At 61.2% G+C, this 23,030-nt stretch carries 23 protein-coding genes and 1 riboswitch; of the genes, 11 read left to right on the top strand and 12 right to left on the bottom strand.

Features of this window, described 5'->3' with window-relative positions:
• Positions 1-214: 214 nt before the first annotated feature.
• The 5 genes from ACXYMP_RS15680 to ACXYMP_RS15660 all read right to left on the bottom strand — a co-directional run bounded on the left by ACXYMP_RS15680 (position 215) and on the right by ACXYMP_RS15660 (position 3,976).
• Entirely contained in the window at positions 215-1,108 is an 894-nt protein-coding gene (locus ACXYMP_RS15680; protein ID WP_298571716.1) for a hypothetical protein, read from the bottom strand.
• Between the two features lie 43 nt (positions 1,109-1,151).
• Positions 1,152-1,697, bottom strand: coding sequence for a biotin transporter BioY (locus ACXYMP_RS15675; protein WP_298571719.1), 546 nt, complete (start codon positions 1,695-1,697; stop codon positions 1,152-1,154).
• 3 nt (positions 1,698-1,700) lie between these two features.
• A complete protein-coding gene (locus tag ACXYMP_RS15670; RefSeq protein WP_458907504.1) occupies positions 1,701-2,312 on the bottom strand; it encodes an energy-coupling factor transporter transmembrane component T family protein in 612 nt (203 codons plus the stop codon).
• A complete protein-coding gene (locus ACXYMP_RS15665) occupies positions 2,287-3,012 on the bottom strand; it encodes an energy-coupling factor ABC transporter ATP-binding protein (RefSeq protein ID WP_458907502.1) in 726 nt (241 codons plus the stop codon). The genes ACXYMP_RS15670 and ACXYMP_RS15665 overlap by 26 nt, the downstream gene beginning before the upstream one ends.
• A 100-nt stretch (positions 3,013-3,112) precedes the next feature.
• Positions 3,113-3,976 carry a LysR family transcriptional regulator gene (locus ACXYMP_RS15660; protein WP_458907500.1) on the bottom strand — a complete coding sequence of 288 codons (864 nt, stop codon included), beginning with the start codon at positions 3,974-3,976 and terminating at the stop codon, positions 3,113-3,115.
• A gap of 97 nt (positions 3,977-4,073) precedes the next feature.
• Between ACXYMP_RS15660 and tmpA the strand changes: the two genes are divergently transcribed.
• Together tmpA and tmpB are read left to right on the top strand one after the other, a co-directional pair.
• Positions 4,074-5,219, top strand: a complete 1,146-nt coding sequence (gene tmpA / locus ACXYMP_RS15655; RefSeq protein WP_298571732.1) for a 2-trimethylaminoethylphosphonate dioxygenase — start codon at positions 4,074-4,076, stop codon at positions 5,217-5,219.
• Complete coding sequence (gene tmpB, locus ACXYMP_RS15650; protein WP_458907497.1) at positions 5,216-5,806, top strand: (R)-1-hydroxy-2-trimethylaminoethylphosphonate oxygenase; 591 nt, start codon at positions 5,216-5,218, stop codon at positions 5,804-5,806. Before tmpA ends, tmpB begins: the two co-directional genes overlap by 4 nt.
• Before the next feature lie 18 nt (positions 5,807-5,824).
• Here the strand turns inward: tmpB and ACXYMP_RS15645 are convergent, their stop codons facing one another.
• Complete coding sequence (locus ACXYMP_RS15645) at positions 5,825-6,532, bottom strand: DnaA N-terminal domain-containing protein (protein ID WP_458907495.1); 708 nt, start codon at positions 6,530-6,532, stop codon at positions 5,825-5,827.
• 484 nt (positions 6,533-7,016) lie between these two features.
• On the opposite strand from ACXYMP_RS15645, the gene ACXYMP_RS15640 reads away from it, so the two are divergent.
• From ACXYMP_RS15640 to ACXYMP_RS15630, 3 genes are all read left to right on the top strand, one after another.
• Complete coding sequence (locus tag ACXYMP_RS15640; RefSeq protein WP_458907493.1) at positions 7,017-8,321, top strand: AAA family ATPase; 1,305 nt, start codon at positions 7,017-7,019, stop codon at positions 8,319-8,321.
• Complete coding sequence (locus tag ACXYMP_RS15635; protein ID WP_298571744.1) at positions 8,318-9,388, top strand: ParB/RepB/Spo0J family partition protein; 1,071 nt, start codon at positions 8,318-8,320, stop codon at positions 9,386-9,388. The genes ACXYMP_RS15640 and ACXYMP_RS15635 overlap by 4 nt, the downstream gene beginning before the upstream one ends.
• A gap of 189 nt (positions 9,389-9,577) precedes the next feature.
• A complete protein-coding gene (locus ACXYMP_RS15630) occupies positions 9,578-11,206 on the top strand; it encodes a M10 family metallopeptidase (protein WP_298571747.1) in 1,629 nt (542 codons plus the stop codon).
• Positions 11,207-11,240: 34 nt separating this feature from the next.
• Here the strand turns inward: ACXYMP_RS15630 and ACXYMP_RS15625 are convergent, their stop codons facing one another.
• Together ACXYMP_RS15625 and ACXYMP_RS15620 are read right to left on the bottom strand one after the other, a co-directional pair.
• Positions 11,241-12,410: an MFS transporter gene (locus ACXYMP_RS15625; RefSeq protein WP_298571749.1), complete on the bottom strand. Its 1,170-nt coding sequence runs from the start codon at positions 12,408-12,410 to the stop codon at positions 11,241-11,243.
• 70 nt (positions 12,411-12,480) lie between these two features.
• Positions 12,481-13,395, bottom strand: a complete 915-nt coding sequence (locus ACXYMP_RS15620; RefSeq protein ID WP_458907490.1) for a cation diffusion facilitator family transporter — start codon at positions 13,393-13,395, stop codon at positions 12,481-12,483.
• Between the two features lie 217 nt (positions 13,396-13,612).
• Positions 13,613-13,825, top strand: a riboswitch (cobalamin riboswitch).
• Positions 13,826-13,948: 123 nt separating this feature from the next.
• On the opposite strand from ACXYMP_RS15620, the gene ACXYMP_RS15615 reads away from it, so the two are divergent.
• Genes ACXYMP_RS15615 through ACXYMP_RS15595 form a run of 5 tightly spaced genes read left to right on the top strand, consistent with a single transcriptional unit; the run spans position 13,949 to position 17,371 of the window.
• On the top strand, positions 13,949-14,734 hold the full coding sequence (locus tag ACXYMP_RS15615; RefSeq protein ID WP_458907488.1) for a DUF4198 domain-containing protein: 786 nt from the start codon (positions 13,949-13,951) through the stop codon (positions 14,732-14,734).
• 10 nt (positions 14,735-14,744) lie between these two features.
• A complete protein-coding gene (gene cbiM / locus ACXYMP_RS15610; protein ID WP_298571756.1) occupies positions 14,745-15,362 on the top strand; it encodes a cobalt transporter CbiM in 618 nt (205 codons plus the stop codon).
• Positions 15,359-15,949, top strand: coding sequence for a cobalt ABC transporter permease (locus ACXYMP_RS15605; protein ID WP_298571758.1), 591 nt, complete (start codon positions 15,359-15,361; stop codon positions 15,947-15,949). The genes cbiM and ACXYMP_RS15605 overlap by 4 nt, the downstream gene beginning before the upstream one ends.
• Positions 15,946-16,734, top strand: a complete 789-nt coding sequence (gene cbiQ / locus ACXYMP_RS15600; RefSeq protein ID WP_458907485.1) for a cobalt ECF transporter T component CbiQ — start codon at positions 15,946-15,948, stop codon at positions 16,732-16,734. The genes ACXYMP_RS15605 and cbiQ overlap by 4 nt, the downstream gene beginning before the upstream one ends.
• Positions 16,721-17,371, top strand: a complete 651-nt coding sequence (locus tag ACXYMP_RS15595) for an energy-coupling factor ABC transporter ATP-binding protein (RefSeq protein WP_458907483.1) — start codon at positions 16,721-16,723, stop codon at positions 17,369-17,371. The genes cbiQ and ACXYMP_RS15595 overlap by 14 nt, the downstream gene beginning before the upstream one ends.
• A gap of 68 nt (positions 17,372-17,439) precedes the next feature.
• Here ACXYMP_RS15595 and ACXYMP_RS15590 read toward each other — a convergent pair whose 3' ends face one another.
• Genes ACXYMP_RS15590 through ACXYMP_RS15575 form a run of 4 tightly spaced genes read right to left on the bottom strand, consistent with a single transcriptional unit; the run spans position 17,440 to position 21,614 of the window.
• Positions 17,440-18,072, bottom strand: a complete 633-nt coding sequence (locus ACXYMP_RS15590) for an ATP-binding cassette domain-containing protein (protein ID WP_458907481.1) — start codon at positions 18,070-18,072, stop codon at positions 17,440-17,442.
• Entirely contained in the window at positions 18,065-19,768 is a 1,704-nt protein-coding gene (locus ACXYMP_RS15585; RefSeq protein WP_458907478.1) for an ABC transporter permease, read from the bottom strand. The genes ACXYMP_RS15590 and ACXYMP_RS15585 overlap by 8 nt, the downstream gene beginning before the upstream one ends.
• Before the next feature lie 8 nt (positions 19,769-19,776).
• Entirely contained in the window at positions 19,777-20,982 is a 1,206-nt protein-coding gene (locus ACXYMP_RS15580; protein WP_458907476.1) for an ABC transporter substrate-binding protein, read from the bottom strand.
• Positions 20,979-21,614, bottom strand: a complete 636-nt coding sequence (locus ACXYMP_RS15575) for a CDP-alcohol phosphatidyltransferase family protein (protein WP_458907474.1) — start codon at positions 21,612-21,614, stop codon at positions 20,979-20,981. Before ACXYMP_RS15575 ends, ACXYMP_RS15580 begins: the two co-directional genes overlap by 4 nt.
• A gap of 192 nt (positions 21,615-21,806) precedes the next feature.
• On the opposite strand from ACXYMP_RS15575, the gene ACXYMP_RS15570 reads away from it, so the two are divergent.
• A complete protein-coding gene (locus ACXYMP_RS15570) occupies positions 21,807-22,811 on the top strand; it encodes a type I glyceraldehyde-3-phosphate dehydrogenase (protein WP_298571778.1) in 1,005 nt (334 codons plus the stop codon).
• Positions 22,812-23,030 lie beyond the last annotated feature (219 nt).

Here is a 23,030-nt window from a genome sequence, read left to right as displayed (position 1 = left end):
GTCGGCGCGCCCTAATGACCTAGATCAAAGAAAGTGTCGATTTGTCGCAGAAATCAATTCACCTGAAAAATTTTACTTTTTGAATGTGGTGTTGGAAAAAGTCGTAAGTCCCTGATACGGCGCACTTTCTGGAAGGGTAAACTGGCGCCAACACGCGTTTGCTGAACAATGAAAGTTTTTGCACGAATGCTGACGCCCTTGCGACAAAATCGGTTCAGTCCGTCTGGCTGGCAGTCCAGTAGCCTTCGAACTCGGCGGGAAGCTTTGCGAGTGTTTCCGGCCCCAAAGCTTGTTTCATGCGGGCGAGTTCGGTGTCAATCTGCGGCCATTCCGAACCAAACCGGTATTGGTGATAGTGCAGGATTGAAGGGGTTGCATCTGCTTCGAAGCCGCGGTTGGAAATCGAAAAATTATAGTCTTCAGACAAAACCCGATACTCAATCCCAAATCTGGCCAGCGTCAAAGGCAAGGTTATCTGGTCAAGCCAGGGGCGTTTCTTGGCGACAGCGCAGTTGAAGTCGAAATCGTGTGCGGTTTCGAACCACAACTTGCCAAACCCTTCGTCCTGGCCTTTGTAGGCGTCGTTGAAAATAACAAGGCCTGCGTTGAAATAGGGATAGAACTCTATCCTTCGGCGGCGTGTCAGGCGCACCCGATCCGTGGGCAACGGCAGGTTGAAATGCGCATAGGCGCGGTCCCATCGGTCGCTGTTCTTGCCCCACGATGGCACGCCTTCGGGCACCACGGAAACAGCGTTTGGCGATGCCAATGAAGCGAAGTCAACCGGGGCGACACAGACCATGTCGGTGTCCATGAAAACATGGATATCTGCCGTGCGGTCTTGCATCGCGGCCAAAATTTTATTGCCATGCGGATAGGGCTTTTTCCATGCCCCGGCGGGAATTTCCATGGTCTGCAGACTGACGCCGAAACCGTCCAGCGCGGCCTTGGTGGCTGCATCAGGGCCCGGCCGGGCGTCGTCCAGCGGAAGATAGCCGACAAGGTCAGGCTCATCGCCCAAATGCGCCCTCAGGCTACTGGCAAGCAACAGCGCCTGCGATTGCATATAGAGGCCCTGAATGACAAAGAAAATTGATGTCTTAGGCATGGTATCTCTCCGAATGTCGGTCGCTTCTCAGAGCCTATCGCCATCAAACGCGCGACAGCACACTTGCCGGACGCGCCTTGGCCAGAGCCGCCGTCAGCATCCCCGCAATTGCGGCTTTCAGGATGTCACCGGGGATGAAGGCCGCCATGACCACGGTTGCTTCACCCATGGTTTTGCCCGTGACCAGCGCAAAGCCCGAGATCCCGAAGAGGTAAAGCACCACGATCCCACCGATGACCGAGGCAACACCCGCGCTGACCGCCAGCGACCCCTTGCGCCATGTTTCGGTGATCAGACCCGTGACAAACGCCGCGATTGGGAAGCCCACAAGAAAGCCGGCGGTCGGGCTGGTGAACACGCCCAAGCCACCGCGACCACCTGCCAGCAGAGGCAGACCAAGCGCCACCAGCAGCAGAAACAACAGCACCGACAACGCGCCGCGCTTGGCCCCCAGCACCGTGCCGCACAGCATGATGCCAAGGCTTTGGGCGGTGATCGGCACACCAAAGGGCAGCGCGATTTGCGGGATCAGACCCAGCGCAGCAATCAGGGCTGCAAATAGGGCGATCAGGGTGACATTCTTTTCCATGTATTAGGTCTCCATAGCATCAAAACCACCGCGCGCGCGCAGCGCCTCGGCGATATGGTCCGCGTCATCCAACGCAAGGACCGTAAACGGTAAGATAATTCGCCAACCGGGGCGGCGCGGCGATCGGGCGCGCCACGCGTCGATCAGCTTGGTGCCTTTGGCCAGCAGTACCGGCGTGAAGCGGATAACCAGCGCAATGGCGGTTTCCAGATAGGTGGTTTTCAGCCCCACACCGCGCAGCGGCGTCGCCAGCCAGCGCACCACCGCGATCAGGTCCGACAGTTGCGTGGTCATTGTCACTAACGTGGCCAGCCCGACCGCTGTCAGCATCCGCAAAACGATCACCCCACCCACGTAAGGCGTGCGCGTCACTAGGTGATAGATCGCCAGCATCACAACGAAGGGCCACAACACCTTCAGCGCCCGCAGACCGGCGCGAAAAAACACCGGGCCGGGCAGGCGATACAGCGCCAACATGCCGGCAAAGGCCGCGCCATGAACCCACAGGTTTTGCGCCTTGAACAACAGCACCGTCGCCACGCACAAAGCCGCCAGTTTCAGCCCGGCGGGCCAATCATGGGCGCGCGTCCTAACGGGAGAGGTCAGAGATATCATCGCCCTCTCCTTGCCGTGTCATTTCATCGGTGAAGGCGTCCAGCACATCGGCCCCCTGCCCTTGCAACACCCCACGGTCCAGCCATAGAACCTGATCATAGCCCGTCAGATCACGCGGATCGTGCGAGACATGAACCAACGTGCCGTCATAGCGATCCAGATAGCGGGCAAGCTGCATCCGGGTCGGAATATCCAGCCCCGCGAACGGCTCGTCCAGAATCAGGATGCGCGGCGTCATCGCAAGGATCGACATCAGGCAAACCAGTTGCTTTTGGCCTTGTGACAGGCTGTGCACATGCGCCTCGTGCCAATGCGCCTTGCCGAATTGCTCCAGCACAGCACCTGCGCGCGCCTCGGGGTCATCCATACCTTGCTGGCGCAGGCCGAACGAGATCTCCTCGATCACCGTCGGAAAGATAATCTGGTGGTCCGGGTTCTGGAACAGAATGCCCACCAGCGACAGCGCCGCACGTCGGTCTTTCGCCGGGTTGATCCCGTCAATCGTGACCGTGCCCGCGCTCGGCGCAACCAACCCCGCCAGCAGCCGCGCAAACGTGGTCTTGCCCGACCCGTTGCGCCCAATCACCCCAATGCGCCGCGCCGACAGATCGACCGAGACGCCGGACAGAATCAAGCGCCCGTCGATCTTGTGATCGACAGCGGCAAAGTTGATCTGTGCCGTAACGCTCGTATCTTTCACCTGTGCGTGGACCCTTTTGTGACCGGTTCACGCGCCTTTTAACGGGCTGCGCGACGGATTGCCGCAAGAAAATGCATCCCGCGTGTTTCTACGCAACCGCTCAGGCGCAGAACCGCCCGGTCAAAGCCTCCCACTGGCGGCGGGTCACATCGCGGTCAGACGCGACCATCCAATAAGAGTTTTCAGACGGCAACACACTTTGCGACAGGCGCGTAAGCCGCTGATCCTCCAGATGCGCCCGCACCAAAGGCAGCGACGCCAACAACACCCCTGCCCCGGACTCGGCGGCAGATAAGGCAGCAGTGAACGTATCAAACCGGAGTTGCGGCACCGGCGTTGGTGCGTCCCCCGTCACTTTCGCCCAGTCATGCCAACCGGCGCGCGGCCCTGACAGACCAAGGCGCGGCAGATCCTGCCAGCCCCCCTGCCCTGCCCGCTTGATCAATACGGGCGCGGCGACCGGCGTCAGCGCCTCGTCATACAGCCGCGCGCGGTGCGCGATATCCCAATCCCCATTGCCGTAACGGATGCGCACGCCCGATACGCCCGGCCCATCCTCGGAGGCCAACACCATTGTCTTAAACGACAGCTCAACCTGATCGCCCAGCGATAGCCCCGCCAAACGCGGTGCGACCCACAATTGCAACACGGACGCGCTGGCCCAAACCGTCACCCGTCGCCTCTGGATGCCAAACAGTTCTTCCGAGCTTTGACGCAGCGTGCCAAGCGCATGGGTCACATAAGGCAACCAAGCCTCGCCCTCGACCGACAGGATCACGCCGCGCGGCTGGCGGATGAACAGGGTCGCGCCCAATCGCGCCTCAAGGTTGCCGATCCGCTGGCTGATTGCGGCCTGCGTCAGCCCCGTTTCCGCCGCCGCTGCGGTGAAGCTGCCGGTGCGGCCTGCCGCCTCGAACGCGCGGACCCAATCCAGCGGCAGGTTTGAAAGGGGGGTGTTTACCATAAGCCAATCCATGCCTCAGGGTTGTTTCCTCTAAATTGTGCTTATCTATCAAACGCGCGAAAGTGTCACCGAAATTCACGCAGCGAACGGACACACCATGCTTGATGCCAACCTTGACCCGACAGGACAGATCCTGACCCTTACCACCCCAGACGGCCCTTTGCGCTTTCACGCCATGTGGCTGCGCGACAACGCCTGGGACGACGCCACCCGGGCGCCCGGCAATGGGCAGCGGCTTGTCGCGCTGCGTGACATTCCGGCGGATACGAAAATAACCGGGGCTGTCGTGAATGGCAGTGCGGTTGACGTGACATTCGTGCCCGAGGGCAAAACCATCACCTATGACGCAAATTGGTTGGTGCAGAACGCCTATGACCGCCCTACCCCGACGCAAAATGGCTGGCTTTCGGCCGAATTAGAGCCTTGGGACGCCCGCCTGATGGGATCCGTTCCGGTTGGTGACTTCGTTGCGATGACGCAAGACGACGCGGCCTTGGGCGACTGGCTCGCGCTGGTCAACCGTTACGGTTTCGGCAAGCTAGAAAACGGCCCCATCGAGGACGGCGCGCTGTTCAAAGTGGTCGATCTGTTTGGCTATGTGCGTGAAACAAACTATGGGCGCAAGTTCGAGGTGCGCACCGAGGTGAACCCAACCAACCTCGCCTTCACCGGGCTGGGTCTGCAAGCGCATACCGACAACCCATACCGCGACCCGGTGCCCTCGGTTCAGGTGCTATATTGCCTTGAAAGCTCGGCGGCGGGTGGTGAAAACATGGTGGTCGACGGGTTTGCAGCCGCCCTGCGTCTGCGCGACGAAAACCCTGACTATTTCACCGCATTATCGTCCTTCTGCGCCCGATTTGAGTATGCGGGTGAAGATGGTGTCTGCCTGCAATCGCGCCGCCCTATGATCGAACTTGCCCCCGACGGCGAACTGGTCGCGGTGCGCTTCAACAACCGCTCGCTCGCGGCCGTGTCGGACGTGCCGTTTGACGAAATGCAGACCTATTACGCCGCCTATCGCCGGTTTGGCGAAATCATCGACGACCCGGCGATGGAGGTCACCTTCCGGCTGGAACCCGGCGAGGCGTTCGTCGTCGACAACACCCGCGTTCTGCACGCCCGCAAAGCCTATTCCGGCACCGGCTCGCGGTGGCTTCAGGGCTGTTATTCCGACAAGGACGGGTTACGCTCGACCTATGCCGCGATGCGCCGCGCAGACGTGAAAGAGGCCGCAGAATGAAACCCAATATCAACACCCTGACCCCTGACACCATCGTCGATTTCATCGGCAGCATCTTCGACCGACGCGGAGGGGAGGAATATCTGGGCGAACCCGTCACCATGGCCGAACACATGCTGCAAGGTGCCACCATCGCCGAGCAAAACGGCCAGCCCGAGGAAATCATTGTCGGCGCGCTGCTTCATGACATTGGCCATTTCACTTCCGAATTCGGCACCTATCACCCTGACGACACAGAAGATCGCCACCACGAAGACGCGGGCGCCGAGGTATTGGAGCGGTTTTTTCCCAGCGTGATCACCGATTGCGTGCGGTATCACGTGGCCGCGAAGCGCTATCTCTGCGCCACCAAACCGACCTATTTCGACCGGCTCAGCGAAGCCTCGGTGCATTCACTGATGCTGCAAGGCGGCCCAATGAGCGATGATGAGGTCGCCGCGTTTGAAAAGAACCCGAACCTGAAGCACATCATCGCGGTGCGCTATCTGGACGATGCAGGCAAACGCGATGACATGGAGACGCCGGATTTTTGGCACTTCGCCCCGATGGTGCAACGGATGGTCGATCGGCACGTTGCGCAGGGCTAAGCCCCCTGCCCCGCTGGATTAGTGTCTGATTGCGATCTCTCCCACGCTGTTGTCGATGGATTGGCAGGCATAGAGGATCCGTGCGCGGAAATGCGTGTCGACGTAATCCGCGTGGAACCTGCTGGGCGCTTTCAGGATCAGTTTTGCACCCTCTCGCCCCTGCCGGGACAGGCCCCGGAACCACGCGTTGAACAAGGTTTGATCCTCTGAATGCAGCAAGGTCTGGACCGTCGACCATTCCGTCCCGTCCGACATATCAGGCGGGGGCGCATCTATGCCCCCTGCCCCGCTCCGCGATCCGCTGACCGGAAGCGGCACGACATTGTCGTCCTTCGCCTCGTCGCGCGTCATCCGTTGTTCGTAATCAGGCCCTATTGCTGCCCAACTGGCCCGTGTGCAGCGCAGGATCTTTTCGATATCCAGCCGGTATTCGGTGACCCGGCCCCGCGCGCCCTGCCGCTTGACGACCAGCCAGCCCATCGCCCTGAGCTTCGCCATCTCGCGCTTCACGGTCCGTTCATCCACCGACCACAGCCGCGCAATCTCGCGCTGGCCCACGGTCAGTTCATTGCGGACCCAATTGTAGCGCGCGGTGACCAAGGTCATCAGCCGCAGCACCAACCGTTGCGGTCCCTTCCCTTCGGCCAAGGCATAGGCGCCCATCGCCGTGAGAAGATCATATTTCAACGACGCCGCATTACGACCCGTCGCCCTGAGCTGTTGCATACCGCCCCCAGCTTACCTGTTCCGTCCGCATTCGCGGCTGCCTCGATCCGGAGCTTTGCCCGGAAGTATTATCAATCGCCGAATCTAACGTTCGGTCTGTGGAAGGCATATTACGCCGAACTCAACGCTTTTGCCAACACTGCAACGATTTGCGTCCTTGGTTGCGATTCTGTCAAGCCCTCTCGGCTCAAGACCCTAAAACCTTTTCAAATCTAATAAGAAAAATGGTTTATAGGTATAGGGGGACATGCAGGGTGTCCCGTATTACAACATATATGTCCCCCAATATAGCGAAGCGGCACATCTTGTGTCCCCAAATTCTGCGGCTCAGCGGGCTATTCTGAATAAAATGTAATGAAATCAATGCTGTCCCTGTGGGGCGTCGCAAGCTGACCCAATTCCAAAATCCCTTTTGCTTTTTCCGCCAATTCCGCGTAAATCAGAAAGCACATATAATTAGCGTCCTATAAGAGCAGGAGTCAGGATGTTTACCCACGAAGATTTGGCGCAGTTACAGGCACAATCACTGAAGATGCAGGGCTGGATCAGGCAGCAGACCTATTCGCCCGAGATGGAGAAGACGCTGCGCCGGTTCTCATCCTGGGAGGTCGCCGAGCTGATCTTCAAGGTCAATCAATCCACATTGCGTGGACGTCTTGCCGCCGACCCCTCCCTGCCCCAAGGGCTGGTCGAAGGCGACGGGCGGCAGCGCTGGTATACGCTGGACGAGATCAACGAGCTGCGCCGGCGCATCCGCATCAACCGCAAATCCATGATGCCCAAACGCCCCGCGGGCAAGCGGGCGATTCGCGCGGCGATTGCCAACTTCAAGGGCGGCGCGGGCAAATCGACTGTTGCGCTGCACTTTGCGCACGCCGCCGCGTTGGATGGCTACCGCGTGCTGTGCGTGGATTTCGACCCGCAGGCGACGCTCAGCCACTCGATGGGGCTGAGCGACGTGGCCGAGGAATACACCGTCTGGGGCATTATGGCGCGCGACCTTATTCAGGAAACCCAGCGGATGAACAGCGCGGTCGCGGGCGCCGAAAGCGGAACCGCCCTGCCCCAGCGAAAGCTGCCCGCCGCGATCACGGATATGGGGCTGTCTGATCTGCGCAATTCGGATTTCATCAAGCCGACCTGCTGGCCGACGATTGACATCATCCCAAGCTGCGCCAACGCCGCGTTCGTTGAATTTGCGTCCGCGCAGTATCGCCACGTGAACCCGGAATGGTCCTTCTTCGCGGCCGTGTCGCGGTTTCTGGATGGGTTGGCGGATGACGCCTATGACATGATCGTCTTCGACTGCCCCCCCGCGATTGGGTATCAGTCGATGAACGCGGTGTTTGCGGCGGATGTGCTCTATATCCCGTCGGGTCCCGGCTATTGGGAATATGACAGCACCACGTCCTTCATCGGTCAGTTGTCCGAGGCGCTGGAGGATCTGGCGCGGTTCACCAATTCTGTCCCCGCGGGGACAATGTCGCTGCCCAAGGAGTTCGCCGATGTGCGCTTCCTGCTCACGCGCTATGAGGCATCGAACGAATTGCACCGTGCGATGCGGACGGCGTTTGGTAAGGTTTTTGGGGAACGATTGGCCGAACACCCGATCGAGATGACGCGCGCCGTGGAGCAATCCGGGCGCTTCCTCAGCTCGATTTACGAAATTGATTACCGCGATATGACGCGGGAAACCTGGCGGCGGGCGCGAGGGTCGTTTGACACCGCGTATGAGGAATTCAGGGACAACCTGCTGACTGCCTGGGACAAGCTGGAGGATAGAGCATGAGCAAACGTCGCGTCTTTGACATCGACTTCCCGGAAGCCGACCCACCCGCAGCCGATCCTGCGCCCGTGACGGAACCCCGACGCGGCCCGATGGCCTCGGCGATTTCGGAAAATTCGGCCGCTTTGGAAGAGCGCCAAGCGGTCGAGGCGCAAATTCGCGCCGAGAACGACAGGCTGGCGCATGAACATGTGCGCCTGAAAAAGGCAGGGCTGATCACTGACATGATCCCGCTGAATGCCATCCGGTCTGACAAACTGACCCGTGATCGCAAGCCGGGGCGTGATGCGGAACTGGACGAGTTGAAAGCCTCGATCCGTGATGTAGGGCTGTCCAACCCGATCCGGGTGGAGCAGGTGGGCGAAGGTGTCTTTGAGCTGGTGCAGGGCTTTCGCCGCCTGACGGCGTTCCAAGAGCTTTATGACGAAACGGGTGACGAGGCTTACGCGCGCATCCCCGCGGGGCTGATGGCGCATGGCGAAGAGCTGGAAATGCTCTATCGTCGGATGGTCGATGAAAACCTTGTGCGACGCGATATCTCGTTCGCGGAAATGGCTGAGCTTGCGCGCGGCTATGTGGCGGACCCCGAGACAGCCGCGCAAGATGCAGATCAGGCTCTGGCGGCCTTGTTTGGGTCTGTTTCGCGGCAAAAGCGCAGCTACATCAAGCATTTCATGACGCTGCTTGACGCCATTGGAACCCACCTGAAATTCCCTGAAGCGATCCCACGCGCCTTGGGCTTGCAGCTTGAAAAGCGTTTGGTGTCGGAAGAGGGCGCGCGCGCCAAGGTCAAATCAGCCTTGGCGGCCGCGTTGGTGTCCACGCCGGATGCCGAACTAGAGGTTCTGCGCGAGCAAGCCGCGCCGCTTTCCATCCCCAAGAAAGCTCAGCCCAGCAAGCCCACAGGTGCGGCAAAGACGACGTTCCGGCAGGACGTCAAGGGTGGAACGGTGCGCTGCGCTGCATCCGAAGGGCGGATCGAAATGCGCATCGCGCGCGATTTCTCGAACGTTGATCGGCATCGGCTTGAGGAAGCGGTTCAAGCTTTTTTTCACGCGCTGGATGGCTGACCACCTTCTTGTCCCCAAGGGGACAGAAGGCTGAATGGGCCGGGCAGGAGGTCTGTCCCCGCGGGGACAGGGTTCGCCCTGCGCGTGGATTGGCCGAATTGCAGGCATTTTCCCGCCCATTTTCTGCCACAGAGGTTGATTAACTCCGTCTGACAGCAGAAACGTAGCTGACCGAAATCAGGAGGCTTTATGTCGATCATTGAATTGTTGCGCGCAGGTGGCGTGCAAGCCGGGGCGCAAAGCGCCGCAAGCAGCCCGTCTCTGGCCGCGATGCCAGCCTATTCGGTCAACCAGATCGCAAGCTATCTGACAAATGGTTACTGGGCGATCTCCGGACAACCAGCCCGGCATTTTGATGTGAAACCGGGTGGCACGCTAACCTATTCCGTGTCTTCCATCGCGCCGGCCGGAAAGTGGTTTGCCCGAAAGGCGCTGGATGCCTGGTCCGCCGCATCTGGCATCAAGTTCACCGAAGTTTCGGGCACGTCGGCGCAGATCGTGTTTGTGCAAGGTGACAGCAGCGGGGCGTATTCATCGTCTTCGGTGAGTTTTGGCGGCACCATAAGCGGGTCGATGGTCAACATTCCGACCTATTGGTATTCGGGCGACGAATATGACCTGAGCAGCTATTCCTATCAAACATACCTGCACGAGATTGGGCACGCTCTGGGGCTGGGCCATGCAGGGGATTACAACGGGTCGGCCAACTTCTTTGGCAATGCGCATTACGCCAATGACAGCTGGCAAAAGACCGTCATGTCCTATTTCTCGCAGTCGGAAAATCCGTATGTGTCCGCCTCTTTCGCTTATGTCCTGACGCCGATGATTGCCGATGTCGCCGCCATTCAAAAGCTGTATGGCACTTGGAAGGGGGCCAACAAGGGCTCGACCACCTATGGCTATGGCTCGAACGCCGACGGGCCGGCTGGTGATTTCGCGGGTGAAAGCAACGTCGCGATGACCGTCTACGATTCCAGCGGTTTTGATACGTTCAATTTCTCGAACTACAGCGGCGATCAGCGGATCGACCTGCGCATCGGCAAGGCGTCAAGTGTGATGGGCGAGAAGGGCAACCTTGTGATTGCCTATGGCACAGTGATCGAACGGGCCAAGGGTGGTTCGGGCGATGATGTTTTGATCGGCAACACCGGCGCCAATACGCTGATCGGTGGGGCGGGTGACGACACGCTTGCGGGCGGCAACGGCAAGGATGTGCTGATCGGCGGCCCGGGTCTGGACGATTTGTTTGGCGGGGATGGCTTTGACTTTGCTGACTATTCCGGCACAAAAGCTGCCATCTATGTGAACTTGGCCAAGGGCATGGGACGCGGTGGTGCCTATGGTGACACCTACTCGCGGATCGAAGGTGTGCGGGGCGGCGACGGCAAGGATCTGCTGAAAGGAAATGCGGCGGGCAACACGCTGTCCGGAAAAGATTCAGGTGACCGGCTGTATGGCTACAAAGGAAATGATGGGCTGTTTGGCGGGACCGGCAATGACGCGCTATACGGCGGCAGGGGCAAGGACTCGCTCTATGGCGGTGCAGGCTCTGACTGGATGACAGGCGGCAAGGGTGCTGATCGGTTCTATTTCAATGGCGGCAAGGATCGGATCAAGGACTTCCGCGATGGTCAGAACGACCGGATCTTTATTGAACGCGATCTGCTGCCAAAGGGTATGGGCGCGCATAAGCTCATGAAAAACAAGGCAAAAGTTAAGAACGGCGATGTCTATATTGAACTGGGCAACGGCGATACACTGATCGTCGAGGACGTGCGCAACAAGATGAGCCTGGTCGACGATATCTCGTTTTACTAAGCGATATCAGGGGTCTACCGAGTGCGCGCGGGGCTTAGTCGCGCCGTGCAAGGGCAGGGGCCAGCACCACGATCAGGGCGGACAGCGCCAAAAGCAGCACAAAGCCCACCCGGAGTGAGCTTGCCTGCGCGATGAACCCGATCACCGGCGGCCCCATCAGCAGACCGCCATAGCCTAACGTTGCAAGCCCGGCGACCGCTTTGCCCGGCGACAGGTCCGGGTCGCTGGTGGCCCGGCTGAAGGCCAATGGCATGATCACCGCATAGCCGACCCCCATCAGCGCAAAGCCGACCAACGCAACAGGATAGGTTGCAACGCTGATGGCCAAAGCCACGCCAGATGCTGCGATCACTCCGGCAAGGCGCGCGGTCGGCACGGGCCCCAGATGGAGGGTCACGCGGTCTCCGGCCAGTCGCATGGCAACCATGGCCACGGAAAAGACCGCATAGCCGAAAGCGGCCGCGGCTTCGGAAGCGCCGGTCGTCGTGACCAGAAAGATCGCCCCCCAATCTGCCATCGCCCCTTCCCCCAGCGACGCGCACATGGCGGTCAGCCCGACCAGCAGCAATGACCCCTTGGGCAACGCCAGAAATGGGCCGCGAGAGGCGCTGTGGGCCGGGTTAGGCGCCCATTGGGCAGATTTAGAGGGTCCAGCTGCCAGCCAGAGCGAAAGGCCCGTCACGGCGCCCCCAGCAAGCACTGCATGCGCCGAAACGGGCAATCCGAGCTTGATCGCCGCATAGCCCGACGCCGCGCCAAGCCCCGCGCCAAGTGACCAGGTCGCGTGAAACCGGGACATCATCGGGCGGGGCAGGTGGCGTTCGACCGCGCCAGCCCAGCTGTTCATCGCAACATCCATGCCGCCATGGGTTGCCCCGAAGAAAAACAGGGCCACCGCAATCGACAAGAGGTTGGGTGAAAGGCCAATCAGCAACAGCGACAACGCATAGCCCACCGCTAGCCACACGGTCACGCGTGCAGCGCCGTGCTGATCCACCCAACGCCCCGCAAGCGGGAATGCCGCGATGGCCCCGGCCCCCATCAAAAGCAACAGCGCCCCAAGATCCTTCGGGTCCAGCGCAAGTTTGCCCGCGACTGTGGGGATACGCGACGCCCAGATGCCGAACAGCGCGCCGTTGAGCACGAACATCGCAATCACGGCGTTGCGCGCGGCGTGGAGGGCTGGGGCAGGGGGGGGTGGCATTGGTTACCTCGGTTCAATCGGGCGAAGGGGTTTGCGGGAAACAGACACTAAGCAGGCCAAATAGGGCGTTTTACCCCCGCGATGCTTCGGCGGGGACGGTGGCATTGCTGATCTCGACGGTGGCGTGTTCGATGCTGAACGCCTCGCGCAGACGGGTTTTGACACGGGTCTTGACCTCTTGCGGGTCCGTTCCGGGGGCTGGCGTGACCTCCATCGTCACCATCGGGCGTTCCTGGGTGACGGACCACGCATGGATATGCGCCACGCTGTCGACGCCGGGCAGGGCCTCCAGATCGGTTGCAACCTTGCGCCGGTCAAACCCATCGGGCGCGGCCTCAAGCAGGATAGACCCGCTTTCACGCACAACTTTCCACGCCGAGCGAAGGATGATCAGCACCACAACGACCGACAGGATGGGGTCGATCGGCGTCCAGCCCGTCGCCAGAATGACCAGTGCGGCCACGATCGCGGCAACCGACCCCAGCAAATCCCCCGCCACATGCAAAGCAGCGGCGCGGACGTTCAAATTGTCGCCTTCGCCGCGTGTCAGGACCAGAAATGCGACGATATTCACCAGAAGGCCCAGCACCGCGATGATCAGCATCGTGCCGCCCAGCACCTCGACCGGGGCGGTCAGGCGCTCAATCGCCTCCCACGTGATCCAGGCGGCGATCAGGAACAGCGACAGCCCGTTCACAAAGGCCGCCAGCACCGAGAACCGATCAAACCCATAGGTGCGCTTCCAATCGGCGGGCCGCCGGGCCAGCCGAAACGCGAACCACGCCAGCATCAGCGACGCGAAATCGGTCAGCATATGGCCCGCATCGGCGATCAGCGCCAGCGAGCCGGACAGAAGCCCGCCCACCAGTTCTGCGACCATGAACCCCCCGGTCAGTGCGGCGGCGATGGCGATCTTGCGCTCGTTCTTTGGGATATGGTTATGGCCATCATGGGTGTGATGGTCGTGCGCGCCGTGGTGTGACATGGGTGCCCTTCGCTTGGTTGACCGCTGTTGGTTGCGCACAGTGCGGCGATTGTTTGCGAAGATCAATTGGCGTGATTGCCATATCTGAACCATCCAAATATTTGCTTCGAAAAAGTAAAAATTTTTCAATAGGTTACTGGGTCTTGCGACGCTCCACTACGCGTCTGCGACCCGCGGACCCCTGTGCATTTGCTTGACTCGGGGGCGGTCGATCTGACATGGACGTCGTGCGATCGGTTCCGTGTGCGCAAAGGCGCCGCGGTAGTAATAGGGAATACGGTGAGGTGTAGCCAAAAGGCGCCAATCCCGTAACTGCCCCCGCAACTGTGAGCGGCGAGCGAAGCTGACAATGCCACTGGGATGCGTCCCGGGAAGGCCAGCCAAGCCAAGACCCGCGAGTCAGGAGACCTGCCGGACGCTGGGCATCTGCCCACAACCTACCGGACGCCGGGGTGAGCGTCTGGCCCGGCGGTCACCAGACCCTCCCGAGCCATTATCCCCGTTGTTCCTTCTTGAATGCAGGCGTTTTGCCTGTGAACTCTAAGAGGACGACATGAAAACTTGTCTACTGGCCACCGCTTTGGCCGCTTTGCTTCCCGCTGCTGCCGCGGCGCATTTCCAACTGAACTACACCGACGACGCGATGATCGACCGCCCCGGCGATGTGCCGATGGGCCTGATCTTCTGGCACCCGTTTGAAAACGGCCATGTGATGGACATGGGCGCGCCGCAGGAATTCTTCATGGTGCATAATGGCGACAAGGTTGATCTGTCCGATCGGCTGGAGCCTGCGACGTTCAAAGGCGCGTCGAACGAGGCGGCGGCCTATCGCGCCACCATTCCCGTGAAACGCTCGGGCGATTACGTCGTCGTCACGATCCCCGCGCCCTATTACGAGGAAAGCGAGGATATCTTTATTCAGCAGATTGCCAAGGTCGTGCTGAACCGCAACACGCTGCCCACCGATTGGGATCAGCCGGTTGGGTTGCCGACGGAAATCCTGCCGCTGAACAAGCCCTACAACGTGATCGTGGGGTCCACCTTCTCGGGTCAGGTGCTGGCGGACGGCAAACCCGTGCCGGGGGCCGAGATTGAAGTGGAATACATGGCGGCAGAGCCGGATCTGGAGGCTTTCGCAACAACCGACCCCACCGCCCAACCCATGCAGGGCGGTGCAGTTGTGGCCATCGCGGATCAAAACGGCGTGTTCACCTTCGGCATTCCCAGGGCCGGATACTGGGGTTTCGCAGCGTTAGGGTCTGGTTTGGCCTCTGAGCACGAGGGCAAGGAACTGTCGCAAGACGCCGTGATCTGGATCCGCGCCGAGGACATGAAGTGAGGCGGCTGCCATGCATATCGTAGACGGCGCGCTGTCAAACCCCGTGCTGATCAGCGGCGCCGTCGTCGCCATCGGCGGAATTGCCATGGGCCTGAAACACTTGCCGCTGGAACGGATTCCGGCGGCAGGCGTGTTGTCGGCCAGTTTCTTTGTCGCCTCGCTGATCCATGTGCCCATCGGCCCAAGCTCGGTCCATCTGATCCTGAACGGGTTGGCCGGGCTGGTGCTGGGCTGGGCGGCGTTCCCGGCATTGTTTGTCGGGCTATTGTTGCAAGCGGTGTTCTTTGGCTTTGGCGGGCTGACCGTTCTGGGCGTGAACGCGGTGAATATTGCCGGCCCCGCGGTGCTGGCGGGCCTGATCTTCGGGCGTCTGGTATCACGCGGATCACCCATGCAGGGTGCGATCTGGGGCGGCATCGGCGGCGGCTTTGCAATAGCCGCCACCACGCTGGCCGTTGCGTTTTCACTGGGACTTTCGGGCGATGAATTCATCCCCGCCGCCAAGCTGGTCTTCATCGCCCATATCCCGGTCATCGTGATCGAGGCGCTGTTGTCCGGCGCCGCTATCTATCTGGCGCGCCGGGTGAAACCTGAACTGTTCATCGGCGCGAAAGGGGGGCTGGCATGATCCGCGCTCTGATCCTGATCGCCACGCTGTTGGCCCCTGTGCCCGCGCTGGCCCATAACGTCATCGCCAGCGTCTTCCCGTCCGGCCAGGATATCGAGGGCGAGATCGGCATGTCCGACGGCAGCATGGCTGTGAACAAGCTGGTTGAGGTGTTTGACGATACCGGCACCAAGCTGGGCGAAACCACGACCGATGATGACGGGTTCTTTGTCTTTACACCGATCCAACCCGTGACCCATGTCTTCCGCGCCGACCTTGGGGCCGGGCATGTGGCCGAAGCCATCTTGCCGGGGGCCGAGGTTGCGCAACTGATGGGGCAGGGGGCGGCCGGAGCATCGGCAACCGCGTCGGTTCTGGCGGGGGCGCCGGAAGCCATGCAGAGCGGGACGGCAGGTCTGAACGACGCCACCCGCGCCGAAATCGCAACCATGCTGCGCAACGAGCTGCGCCCGATCCGGCAAGAGCTGACAGCGTTCAAGAACAAATCGGATTTTCAGTCCGTTTTGGGTGGAATAGGCTATATTTTCGGCCTGTTCGGTCTGGGCTTCTACATCGCCGCGCGGCGCAAGCTGGGGGCTGGCAAATGACTTATGTCCTGACCTCGGACCACAAGCCGCTATCAGGGTTTGGCGCGCTTCGGGCGGCGGTGTCGTCGCTTGATCCACGGATGCGGATCGTGATGACGGTGATCTATGCCGTGACCGTGGTTGGGCTGAGCGATCTGCGCGTTCTGTCGGGCGCACTGATTCTGTCGATGTGGCTTCTCGCGATCTCGGGCTTGCCGATCCAGAAAACACTGAAACGCATGGCGATGATGGACGGGTTCATCATCTTCACCTTGTTCCTGTTGCCCTTTACGGTGCCCGGCACGCCGTTTGTGACGGTGTGGGGGTTCGAGGCCACGTGGCAAGGCCTGTGGCGCGCGACCGAGATCGCGTTGACGGCCAACGCGGTGATTCTGGCAGTGATGACGCTGGTCGGCTCGATGGAGCCGGTGACGATGGGCCATGCCCTGTTCGCGCTGAAAACGCCCGAGCGGTTGGTGCATCTGATGATGTTCACCATCCGCTATATCGACGTGCTGCGCGAGGAATACCAACGCCTGCGCACCTCGATGAAGCTGCGCGGGTTTCGGCCCGGCACCAACTGGCACACCTATCGCAGCTATGGCTATCTGGTGGGGATGATGCTGGTGCGCGCAATCGAACGGTCCGAACGTATTCTGGCGGCGATGAAATGTCGGGGGTTTTCTGGCCGCATCGTGCTGCTAGAGGATTTCCGCCTGAGCCGCGCCGATCTGCTGTTTGCCGCAGCACTTGGCACTGCCCTTGCGGCCCTTGTCTGGGCCGAGGTCGCGTATGCCGCTGCTTGAGCTAACAGACATTCACTTTGCCTATCCCGGTCTGGACCCGGTCTTGCAGGGTGCGGCGATGCGGCTTGAGCCGGGCGAACGGTTGTCGCTGGTTGGACCCAACGGCGCGGGGAAATCCACGCTTCTAAAGATCATCATGGGGCTTTTGCATCCGGCGCAGGGGACGATCACCGCCTTCGGCAAACCCCGCTCGGCCGAGGCGGATTTTCACGAAGTGCGCCGCCGGATCGGGTTTGTGTTCCAAGACGCAGACGATCAGCTTTTTTGCCCCACCGTGGCCGAGGATGTCGCCTTCGGGCCGCTTAATCTGGGCAAATCGCGTGACGAGGCGGTGGTGATCGTCGATGACATTTTGGCACGCCTAAGCCTGACCCATCTGCGCGACCGCGTGACGCACAAGCTGTCGGGGGGCGAGAAACGCCTGGTGACGCTTGCGACGGTGCTGGCGATGGAGCCGGAAGTGCTGATCTTGGACGAGCCGACAAATGCGCTGGACCCGGACAATTACGCGCGGCTTGTTGCGATCCTGAAAGGGTTGGATCAGGCGATGTTGTTGGTCAGCCATGACCCGGAGTTCCGGGCCGAAATTGCGCCGGATGGGTATCGGCTGGATGGCGGAGTTTTGTCGCGGCTTTAGTGCTCCGCCCGGTCGCCAGACCGGGCAGCGCCCGTTCGCCCCCATGGTCGGGCGATGCCCTATCGACCCTATTCCAGCCGAACAACCGGACCATCCGCCGCTTTTGCATCCGCGTCGTCATGCGTGACAAGCAGCACCGGCAATCCCCGCACTTTGGCATGGTCAAAGACCAGTTGGCGCACTTGGTCGCGCAGCTCTGCGTCCAACCCTGAAAATGGCTCATCCAGCAACAGCGCGTGGGGATCTGACAGCAACATCCGCATCAGAGCCACCCGTGCGCGTTGTCCTCCTGACAGGGTCGCGGGGTCGCGGTCGGCAAAACCGTCCAACCCGACCTCGGCCAGTGCGGTGTCTATCTTCGTGCGACGCTCGGCCCGTGTGCCGCCCTGCGCCAGCCCAAAGGCAAGGTTTGCCCCCACCGACAGGTGCGGAAACAGCAACGCGTCCTGAAACAGGATGCCGACACAGCGCTCATCCGGCGGCAGTGCGGTCAGGTCGCGCCCGTTCAGATGGATTTGCCCGGACAGCGTGAAATCGGGTGAAAGAGTGCCTATTATGGCGGAAAGCAGGGTAGACTTGCCTACGCCCGACGGCCCCATGATGGTCACAACTTCGCCGGGGGCGACATGGGTGTCGATCGACATCAGGGGCTGGCCCAAATGCGTGATCTTTACTTTGTTCAGGTGCAATCCCTCAGCCATGCAACAGCCCCTTTCGGTTGCGCCATATCAGGGCGGGCAGGACCAAAGCCAGCGCGAATGGCACCAAAGCGGCGGCAGTTTGCATCAGGCCAAACACGCCAATGGCGCGGCGGTCGCCACCGGATGCCAGCGCGACGGCTTCGGTCGTCAGGGTTTCAATGAGCCCGCCACCCACAAGAAGCGTGGGCAGGTATTGCCCGACCGACACCGCGACACCAACCGCGATGGCCGTTAAAAGCGGGGCCAGCAGCATCGGCAGACGGATGCGCCACAGCACGCGATCAGGGCTTGCGCCAAGGGCGGCGGCAACGGTGGCTTGGCGCGGGTCCCATGCCTGCCATGGCCCTTCAAGCGACAAGCGCAGATAGGGGAGGACGAACACCAGATGCGCCAGCACCACCGGTGCGCGGCCCATATCCAGCCCGAAATTTAGAAACAGCGTTTGCAGCCCCGGCAGAAACGCGGTTTGCGGCACGATCAGCGGCAGATAGATCAGCCACATGCCGCGCTGGGTCAGGCGCAGGTTGCGGCGATGCTCGGTCTCTAGACAGCCGATGGTAAGGGCCAAGCCGATGGCGACGGCGATGCTGGCGATCAACATGGTTTCGAAAAACGCGCCCAGACTGCCGGAATAGTGACGTATCCAGTTGCGGGCGGTCAGTTGGTCGGGGGCAAGGTCGGGGAAGCTCCAGAACCCCGCGACGGACCAGATGGCAAGGCTGAGAAGCCCCAACAGCAGCGCGACCGAGATCGCGGTGCCAAGGGCAAAACCTGTGAGCCGCAGGGGGCGGTCGTAATGGCCGCGGTGGCCCATCTCAATGCGCCTGCAGGCAAGGTGGGCGACCAGTTTTTCACCTGCGAACCACAACCCGACGGCACCGATGACCAGCGCCAGTTGCACCAGTGCAGCAGCGGCAGCTTGAAGGCGGAAGGCAAGGTCCGGGTCCGACATCCAGCGCACGATCTGCACCGATAGGGTCGGGGGCGTCGATGGGCCAAGGATCACTGCGACATCCACCACTGACATTGACCATGTCAGAACCACCAGCACCGGCAGACGGATGCGGGCATAGACCGCCGGGAAGATTGCGAACATCCACGCCGAGATGCGGCCGTAGCCCATGCTTTGGCTCAGCGCCATGCGACGGCGTCCGTCGATTTGCCCAAGGGCGGCGATGGACATGAGCAGCAGGAACGGCACCTCTTTCATCACCATTCCTGCGATCAGGGACAGGCCCCATGGGTCGTTCAGGATCAGCACGTCAGGGGGGCGGTCCCAGCCGGTCAGCCACGGCGAAAACAGGCGCGCGATCCAGCCTGACGGGGCGATCAGGAAGGCCAGCCCAAAGGCCGCGGCGGCGTGGGGGACGGACAGGAAGGGCGACAGCAAGCGCTCAAGGATGCGAAAGCCGCGTGTGCCTGCCCAGCCCGCGAGGATCAGCGCGGTGATCGCCAGCGACAGGATCGCAGCGGCCAGCCCGGTTGTCACAGACAGCCGCACCGCCGGACCAAAGCCGGGCCAGTCGATGAGCGCGCGAAAGGCGTCCAGCGACGGACCGGACAGCCCCGCGGCAGGCAGGTGGCCAAAGGCTGGCAGCAAGGTGCCCCACAGCCCCGCCGCCACCGGCCCCAGCAGCACCAGAACGGTCAGCGCCGGAAACAGCGGCAGGCGGGGAAATCTGCGGGATTGGGCCATATCAGGGTCTATTGCACACCGTATCGGGTCTGCCAGTCATCAGAAATGCGGGTCATCCAGCTGGGGTGCGGTTCGTCCTGCACATCGCCCAGTTGCTGGGGTGTCAAGGTGGCGATGCCAAGGTCCAGCGCGTCAAATTGCGCGCGATCCTCGGGCGGCAGGGCGCCGACATGCAACACGGTGCCATAGCCCAACACCTCGGGGTCTTGCGCGCGGGCCTGCGCCATGGGCGACATCAGGAAGTTGGCAGTCACCATCGCTCCTGCCTTGGACCCGGAGTTATACGGGATCGCCACGAAAGAGGCGTTGCCGATGGTGCCTTTGTCCAGCACGAAGGTGCGCACGGTGGCGGGCAGTTCGTAGTTGGCTATGGCGGTCGAGGCTTCGGACGGTGAAAAGCTGATCGCCAGGTCGATCTCGCCATCATTCATCAGCTGGATCTGGCGCGGCCCGTTGGCGGGATAGGCGCGGCCTTGGCGCCATAGGGTCGGGGTGAGGTCTTCGAGGAAGTCCCACAGCGGCGCGGTGACGGTGGCGTAGGTGTTGTCGGACACGGGGGCGGCCAGCGCGGCGGGATCATCCACCAGTTCAACCAGCATTTGTTTCAGAAAGGTAGTGCCAAGGAAATCGGGCGGCTGAGGATAGGTGAAGCGGCCGGGGTTGGCCTTGGACCAGTCAAGAATTTCAGCGGCCGAGGGCAGGGGGGTCGAAATATCCGCCGTGTCATACATGAACACGACCTGCGCCATGGCCCATGGGGCCTCATAGCCCTCAACAGGAACGGTGAAGTCGGTGCGCACGGTTTTGCCTTCGACATCGACATATTGCCAGTTGGGCAGGTCTTCCGCGAAGGGGCCGAACAGCAGCCCGTTTTCCTTCATCGACGCGAAATTGGCCCCGTTGATCCAGATCAGATCAATCGCGCCGTCATCATCCTTGCCTGCTTGCTTTTCCGACAACACGCGGGTGACGGCGTCGGCGGTGTCGGTGAGTTTCACATGCTCCAGCGTCACGCCAAACCGCCCGCTGACCTGATCGCCCACCCAGTCGATGAACGCATTCGTCGTGGGGGACCCGCCCCAAGCGTTCCAATAGACGGTTTGGCCGTGGGCTTCGGCCTTGACCCCCGCCCAATCGGCTGGATTAGGGTCTGATAGGGCCGGTTGCGTCAGCGCGCCCAAGGTGAGGCCGGCGGCAAGGGCAAGGTGTTTCATGAGGTCTCTTTCTGGTCGGACGGGGGGATGGCGAATGCCTGATACGCGCCCCAGACGCGTAAGGTGGCGGTGGCAAAACAGAGCGCGCCAAACAGGTAGGCGAGCGGCGCGAAATATGTTGGCAGAAGGCAGAGAAGGACGAAGAAGGCGATGGTCTCGGTGCCCTCCAGTAGCCCGTTTGAGTAATACAGCGACTTGATGCCTTGCGCGCGGGTGGCCATGCCCTTTTTCTCGGCGAGGATTGCATAGCCCAGAAAGCTGGCTCCGTTCACATAGAAGGACAACAGCAGGAACGCCCCCGCGACCCCGTTGGCCGCCGGATCAAACAGCACGAACCCGAAGGGCACCGCGCCGTAGAAAAAGAAATCCGACGCGATATCAAGGTAGCCGCCGAAGTCGGTTTTGTGCGTTGCGCGCGCCACTGCGCCGTCCAGCCCATCGGCCAGGCGCGAGGCAAGGATTAGACACAAACCCACCGCAAAAGCGCCCATCGCAACCGCGCCAGCCGCCGCCACACCAAAGCCCAGCCCGGCCAGCGTCACCGAATTCGCACCGATGCCCAGACGTGCCAGTCCGCGCCCGGCCACGTTCAGCGGCGGGTCGATCAGTTTGCGTGCATAGGCGTCCAGCATCTGCGGCCCTTTCCCCTCCCCGCAGTCGCGCGGGAATTGCTTGTTTGGATATGTGGACCGGAACGCCCCCATCCGTCCATCCGGCTTACGAAATCGTGAGAGGATGTCATTGCGCGCGCGCGCGCTTTCGACCCTTGCACCTGACCCCGCTTTCGCGTTCTGTAAACCCATCACCCAATCGACGAGGTTCTGATGTCCCCCGCTTCCAGCAGAAAAATCCGTATCGGTTTGAACGGCTTTGGCCGCATTGGCCGCTCGATCCTGCGTATCCTGTCCGTGACGCCGTCGGATTTCGAGGTCGCGTTCATCAATGACATCGAATCCTTGGACACCTGCGCCTATCTGTTCAAATACGACAGCGTGTTCGGCCCCTTTGCGGGTCAGGTTGAGCCGGTCGAGGGCGGGTTGTCGATCAATGGCACGGTGATCCCGTTTCATGGCCTATCCGACATCAGCACGATGGACCTGTCGGATGTGGACGTGGTGCTGGAATGCACCGGCATGGCGGGCAAGCGGGCGGTGGCGGAACGCGGGCTTCAGGCCGGCGCGCGCAATGTGTTGATTTCCGGCCCGTCGAACGAGGCGGACGTGACAATCGTTCTGGGTGCGAACGAGGATAAGCTGACCGGGCAGAAGATCGTGTCGAACGCATCCTGCACCACCAACGCGCTGGCACCTTTGCTGAAGCTGTTGGATGACGAGCTGGGCGTGATCGGCGGGCATATGACCACGGTGCATTGTTACACCGGCAGCCAGCCGACGGTGGACAAGCCGCGTGCCGATCCTGCGCGGTCGCGGGCGGCGGCCTTGTCGATGGTGCCAACCACCACCAGCGCGCATGAACTGGTGGGCGAGGTGCTGCCCCATCTGGCGGGTCGTATCGAAGCGCGGGCGATCCGGGTGCCGACCGCCAGTGTTTCAGCCATCGACCTGACCGTGCGCACCCGTCGCGAGGTGTCGGCGGATGAGGCGCGCGATATTCTGAAAGCCGCCGCAACTGGCCATGTTCTGGGCTGGACCGAGGAACCCTTGGTGTCCAGTGACCTGCGGATGCGGCCCGAAAGCCTTGTGTTGTCGGGGCCTGAGACCTCGGTTTCTGGAGGCGGGCTTTTGCGCGTTTTCGGTTGGTATGACAACGAATGGGGCTTTTCGCACCGGATGCTGGATGTGGCGCGGATGATCGCAAACGCAGGCTAAATTCACAAAAACCGTTGTTTCGAGCCGAATTTCGGCTTTGGTTGACGTGTGGGCAATTGTCCACACCCAGCTCTATTATGCAGAGAACGTGAACAATGGTTAATCTGCCTGTTGTTTAGGTAGAGTTTTCTAACTAACAATTCCTAAAAGCGAATAGTTTTTGGCGGGTAGAGGTGTGTTCTGTCGATAGTGGTCGCCACTACAACCCAGTTGGACCGA

The organism is Aliiroseovarius sp. CAU 1755 (genome assembly GCF_054482655.1).
The sequence above is the reverse complement of the archived record's forward strand: the minus strand, read 5'-3'. Positions and strand labels throughout refer to the sequence as shown.

Coding starts and splice junctions, on each gene's coding strand:
- ACXYMP_RS15680 (WP_298571716.1), bottom strand. CDS start 1,108: ATGCCTAAGACATCAATTTTCTTTGTCATTCAGGGCCTCTATATGCAA.
- ACXYMP_RS15675 (WP_298571719.1), bottom strand. CDS start 1,697: ATGGAAAAGAATGTCACCCTGATCGCCCTATTTGCAGCCCTGATTGCT.
- ACXYMP_RS15670 (WP_458907504.1), bottom strand. CDS start 2,312: ATGATATCTCTGACCTCTCCCGTTAGGACGCGCGCCCATGATTGGCCC.
- ACXYMP_RS15660 (WP_458907500.1), bottom strand. CDS start 3,976: ATGGTAAACACCCCCCTTTCAAACCTGCCGCTGGATTGGGTCCGCGCG.
- tmpA (WP_298571732.1), top strand. CDS start 4,074: ATGCTTGATGCCAACCTTGACCCGACAGGACAGATCCTGACCCTTACC.
- tmpB (WP_458907497.1), top strand. CDS start 5,216: ATGAAACCCAATATCAACACCCTGACCCCTGACACCATCGTCGATTTC.
- ACXYMP_RS15645 (WP_458907495.1), bottom strand. CDS start 6,532: ATGCAACAGCTCAGGGCGACGGGTCGTAATGCGGCGTCGTTGAAATAT.
- ACXYMP_RS15640 (WP_458907493.1), top strand. CDS start 7,017: ATGTTTACCCACGAAGATTTGGCGCAGTTACAGGCACAATCACTGAAG.
- ACXYMP_RS15635 (WP_298571744.1), top strand. CDS start 8,318: ATGAGCAAACGTCGCGTCTTTGACATCGACTTCCCGGAAGCCGACCCA.
- ACXYMP_RS15630 (WP_298571747.1), top strand. CDS start 9,578: ATGTCGATCATTGAATTGTTGCGCGCAGGTGGCGTGCAAGCCGGGGCG.
- ACXYMP_RS15625 (WP_298571749.1), bottom strand. CDS start 12,410: ATGCCACCCCCCCCTGCCCCAGCCCTCCACGCCGCGCGCAACGCCGTG.
- ACXYMP_RS15620 (WP_458907490.1), bottom strand. CDS start 13,395: ATGTCACACCACGGCGCGCACGACCATCACACCCATGATGGCCATAAC.
- ACXYMP_RS15615 (WP_458907488.1), top strand. CDS start 13,949: ATGAAAACTTGTCTACTGGCCACCGCTTTGGCCGCTTTGCTTCCCGCT.
- cbiM (WP_298571756.1), top strand. CDS start 14,745: ATGCATATCGTAGACGGCGCGCTGTCAAACCCCGTGCTGATCAGCGGC.
- ACXYMP_RS15605 (WP_298571758.1), top strand. CDS start 15,359: ATGATCCGCGCTCTGATCCTGATCGCCACGCTGTTGGCCCCTGTGCCC.
- cbiQ (WP_458907485.1), top strand. CDS start 15,946: ATGACTTATGTCCTGACCTCGGACCACAAGCCGCTATCAGGGTTTGGC.
- ACXYMP_RS15595 (WP_458907483.1), top strand. CDS start 16,721: ATGCCGCTGCTTGAGCTAACAGACATTCACTTTGCCTATCCCGGTCTG.
- ACXYMP_RS15590 (WP_458907481.1), bottom strand. CDS start 18,072: ATGGCTGAGGGATTGCACCTGAACAAAGTAAAGATCACGCATTTGGGC.
- ACXYMP_RS15585 (WP_458907478.1), bottom strand. CDS start 19,768: ATGGCCCAATCCCGCAGATTTCCCCGCCTGCCGCTGTTTCCGGCGCTG.
- ACXYMP_RS15580 (WP_458907476.1), bottom strand. CDS start 20,982: ATGAAACACCTTGCCCTTGCCGCCGGCCTCACCTTGGGCGCGCTGACG.
- ACXYMP_RS15575 (WP_458907474.1), bottom strand. CDS start 21,614: ATGCTGGACGCCTATGCACGCAAACTGATCGACCCGCCGCTGAACGTG.
- ACXYMP_RS15570 (WP_298571778.1), top strand. CDS start 21,807: ATGTCCCCCGCTTCCAGCAGAAAAATCCGTATCGGTTTGAACGGCTTT.